The organism is Mesorhizobium sp. BHbdii (genome assembly GCF_053848045.1).
On sequence record NZ_JBSPKX010000028.1, the window covers coordinates 1 to 3,910 of the forward strand.

Here is a 3,910-nt window from a genome sequence, read left to right on the forward strand (position 1 = left end):
AGATGATGCGCCGCTGTTCGGGGGAGGCCTTGGCGGCGGCCGGCGTTTCGGCGTCAGATGTGGCTCGCTTTGTGCCGCATCAGGCCAATGCCCGCATCTTCAACGCGGTCGGCAAGGCGCTCGGCATCGAGGATGAGCGCATCGTCAAGACCATCGCCGACCATGGCAACTCGTCAGCCGCCACGATCCCGCTGTCGCTGTCGATCGCGCACCAGGCCAAGCCCTTTCAGCCAGGCGAGAAACTGCTGCTGGCGGCGGCTGGTGCCGGCCTTACCGGCGGGGCACTGGTGGTTGGTTTCTAATTCCGGAATCACGGGTTTTCGGGCGACGTCGCTCGTTGCGGGACACTTCCCAGGTCTACCGCGACCGCTCAGTTTCGCGTTCACCTAAGCACTGTTTAGATTCTGCGACAGATCCATTAACGACCGTAGACTGCGAATGGAGCGCACTTGCGGATCCTATGACAACAGAAAGGAAATCGACAACCCTCGTGTAAACCGAAGCACAAATAGTGGGATTGGGTAATTCCTTCGCGGCTCTCTTCGCCAATTCAAAATCAGGGTCAGTCATGCGGATCTCCCCGGCAGACGCAGTTATTCGCATTCCATGACTTCAAAACGCGCCATCCTTTCGCAGCAAAAGGCACACTCAGAAACCGTTATCGCAGAAACGAACGCAACCATCTTGCAAACCTAACAAACCGACAGAGCGAAGTCGAGCTATGAACGAGGGGCAGCCGAGTGTAGCGTAAGTGCCGCATCAAGCGAATGCCCGCCTCTTCGCTGCAGTCGGCAAGTCGCTCGGCATTGAGGATGACCGCAATTGCAACTCGCCGGCTGCAACCATCTCGCTGTCGCTATCGATCGCGGAGCCGTGTAATTGAGGTGTTTCTCAACTCGGTCGAGCGCGATACCTGTCCGATACAGCTTTTCCTTCCTCGGTAGGAGCAGTTCCGTTGGCGCGCCATCCCTCATTCGATGATCCATCGTGTCGTGTTCTTCGCCGACAAGTGCGGCAGCAAAATCGGACCGATTCAGGAAGGATTTTGCCGTCTGCGCGACGGAGGGCGTCAGCATGAAGGTGGCAGTGATGGGCGCGGGAGCGGTCGGCTCCTACTACGGCGCCATGCTCGCACGCGCCGGACACGAAGTGATGCTGATCGGCAGGCCGAGCCATATCGAAGCCATTGCGGGACGCGGCCTGTTCGTTGAAGCAAAGACATTCGAGGGCCACGTCCCACTCTGGGCGACGACCGAGCCTTCGGGCGTCGCCGGCGGCGATGTTGTGCTTGTCTCGGTCAAGTCGGGAGATACGGAAGCGGCGGGGCGGGCGTTCGGTCCTCATCTGCACGAGCACGCAGCCGTTCTCAGTCTGCAGAACGGTGTCGACAATGCCGATCGCCTCGCAGCAGTGCTCGGCAGGGCTGTTGTTCCAGCCGCCGTATACGTCGCGACCGAAATCTCGGCGCCGGGTCATGTCAAGCATCACGGACTGGGTGAACTGGTGATCGGCCCTTCGCCCGCAAGCCAGGGGCTTGCAGCGGTATTCGCGCAGGCCGGCATCCCGACGACGGTTTCCCACAATGTGCTCGCCGCGTTATGGAGCAAGCTGACGGTCAATTGCGCATACAATGCGCTGTCGGCGGTGTCGCAACTCCCTTATGGACGTCTCTTCAATGTGAGCGAGGTTGCCGATGTCATGCGCGATGTCGTGAACGAATGTACTGCAGTGGCCCAGGCAACGGGCGTCGCTATGCCACCCAACACGCTCGCCTTCGTCCTTGCTTTAGCCGGCGCCATGCCCGACCAATATTCCTCGACTGCTCAGGACATCGCCCGCGGCAAGAGAAGCGAGATCGATTTCCTCAATGGCTTCGTCGTCCGCAAAGGAGCCGACCTCGGCATTGCGACGCCAGCGAACCGGGCGCTGCTCGCCATGGTGAAACTGATCGAACGACGAGTTGAAGCCTGACCCTTGTGACCGGTCGCCCGCGAGCCCGCCAGCACCTTGTCGGCCCCAGTACCAACCTGGCGGCACCGAGTACCCTTTGGCACGGTGGCCGCGATCGTCTTCTCGATCCCTCGCGTCCCCGGCTGTGTGGCGAGACCGTTCATTTGGCCACCGCGTCCGCGTCTCTTACGGCCTGCCGAAAGGTTCGCGCAACCGAGCGTTCGCAGCCCACAGGGGAGTGCCAGCCGGAGATTCGGATCATCAATGGTCGCCGGTACCTTGCAGTCCTGGTTATCATCGATTTTCTGCAGTCTGCCGCCAGGATCTCGCCTGAGCGGGTCTGCCATGGGGCCGGGCCGCGAAGGGAGCCGATCCTCATTCTCGTTCGCCGGATCCTCCCGGCGACTTGAATGACGGCTCGCTCGGAAAATCCCCTGGGCAGTTAATCTCTGACAAGGGACGAAGCTGCCATTGCGAGCGGTTTCCGATTCTGATCGCCAGTTTGGGCGAGAAAAAAGTCCTGATGCGCGCGAAGGCCTACGCCGAAGCCGGCGCCGACATGATCCTCATCCATTCCAAAAAGAAGGATCCGTCCGAAATCGAGAGCTTGTATCGCCACTATCGACGCACCCAATTTCGACCCCGCAAAATGCGATGCCGGGAGCGACTGGACCTTATCGCCAGCGGAGGCTCGGTAAGCTGATCGTGACTCTGCTTGTTTCACATGTGATGGATATTCAACGCGTTGCCTTCACCTTGCGGCGGCGTCTACCTTGGGCTCTGATTCACACTCATTGCTGCCCGGTAGGCAAAGACGATAGCCGGGCCGATGGTGATTCCCGCTCCGGGATAAAGGCCGCGCATTGGCGAGGTCATGTCATTGCCGCAGGCATAAAAACCCGCAATGGGGTTTCCGCCTTTTGTGGAGAACCCTGGAATCTGTGTCGGTCGCCAATCTCGTGGCTGAGCCAAACGTCGCCGGGACAATCCTTAGCGCTACGAATGGCCCGTTCCTGATCGACCCCAAATTAGGATTCTTCTTGCCTGTGGACGAGTCACCGAGCGTGAGGTTGAAGGCGGATTCACCTCGGTGGAAATAAGGATCGACCCCGGCATGGCGTTGTGTTCCTCAACAGTCTTTTCCAGCGTAGCTGGGTCGAGCTCGATCTGGCGCGCGAGGGCACGAATCGTAGAGGCGACCTGGATATAGCCGTTGCGGGCGTACTTTCCGATCGCCGGGGTCCCGTTGCGCTCACGACCTCTCCTTCCCTAGCGTTACCCACCGCCGCGGGTGTCGCGTTTGGCACATTTTTGTGCAGTTGCGAAGAGCTAAAATTGCTATAGCGCGCCGTGTTGACGCGCTTACAGGCATGGTCCACGCTTTATTAAATCGGTTCAGATCCTTCGCGCCGGAGCTCTGCCCAGGCATTAGGGACGATGGACGATGAGACAACGGGAATCAGGAAACGCAGAGCCTCGGGCAAGGCCGACACAGTCAAGGTGGACCTGACCGCCGTTATCGTTGCGGTGAGCGACAATGAGCCCTGTGTCCTCACGATCGGACAGACCGACACCTTGTCCTCGGGGCCCCTTCCGCTCCAGCCGAACGGCCAAGTGCGGTGCTGTTTGCCGATGCCGCGGGCGCGGTGGTGCTCGCCCCTTCCGGCGATCCCGGCCACGGCATACTCGGCTCCTCGGTTACCTCGGACGGTGGCGCTTATGGCCTGATCCAGATTCCGGCGGGCGGCAGCAACTGCCCCTTCGCGGAAGTGATCGATATCGCCGAGACGCGCATGACCATCGCGAATGGCCGCGAGGTCTTCGTCAATGCCGTGGAGATGGTGAGCCGCAGGCGCAGGCAGTTGGTCGTCTCACGGCGCAATTGAGCACCTCCCCTATGAAGCAACCGAGCTTCGTGTCCTTCCCCAGGCGGTTTTCGAGGACGCCCGTCATCTCTTCG

4 protein-coding genes and 1 pseudogene are annotated in these 3,910 nt (G+C 60.3%); 4 read left to right on the forward strand and 1 reads right to left on the reverse strand.

Annotated features, from left to right (window positions below; translation table 11 throughout):
• The 3 genes from ACWTU8_RS31545 to ACWTU8_RS31555 all read left to right on the forward strand — a co-directional run.
• Positions 1–302 (forward strand): 3-oxoacyl-[acyl-carrier-protein] synthase III C-terminal domain-containing protein (locus ACWTU8_RS31545; protein WP_455851215.1); only part of this gene is annotated, 302 nt, incomplete at its 5' end.
• Positions 303–1,074: 772 nt separating this feature from the next.
• The gene (locus ACWTU8_RS31550) at positions 1,075–1,971 is read left to right on the forward strand and encodes a ketopantoate reductase family protein (RefSeq protein WP_455851216.1); all 897 of its coding nucleotides are present in this window, start codon (positions 1,075–1,077) and stop codon (positions 1,969–1,971) included.
• A gap of 385 nt (positions 1,972–2,356) precedes the next feature.
• Positions 2,357–2,653 carry a hypothetical protein gene (locus tag ACWTU8_RS31555; protein ID WP_455851217.1) on the forward strand — a complete coding sequence of 99 codons (297 nt, stop codon included), beginning with the start codon at positions 2,357–2,359 and terminating at the stop codon, positions 2,651–2,653.
• A 65-nt stretch (positions 2,654–2,718) separates the two neighbouring features.
• Here ACWTU8_RS31555 and ACWTU8_RS31560 read toward each other — a convergent pair whose 3' ends face one another.
• On the reverse strand, positions 2,719–2,937 hold the full coding sequence (locus ACWTU8_RS31560) for an FAD-binding protein (protein ID WP_455851218.1): 219 nt from the start codon (positions 2,935–2,937) through the stop codon (positions 2,719–2,721).
• Positions 2,938–3,548: 611 nt separating this feature from the next.
• Here ACWTU8_RS31560 and ACWTU8_RS31565 point away from each other — a divergent pair.
• Positions 3,549–3,797 (forward strand): annotated as a pseudogene (locus ACWTU8_RS31565) (3-oxoacyl-ACP synthase); the annotation flags it as partial.
• Positions 3,798–3,910 lie beyond the last annotated feature (113 nt).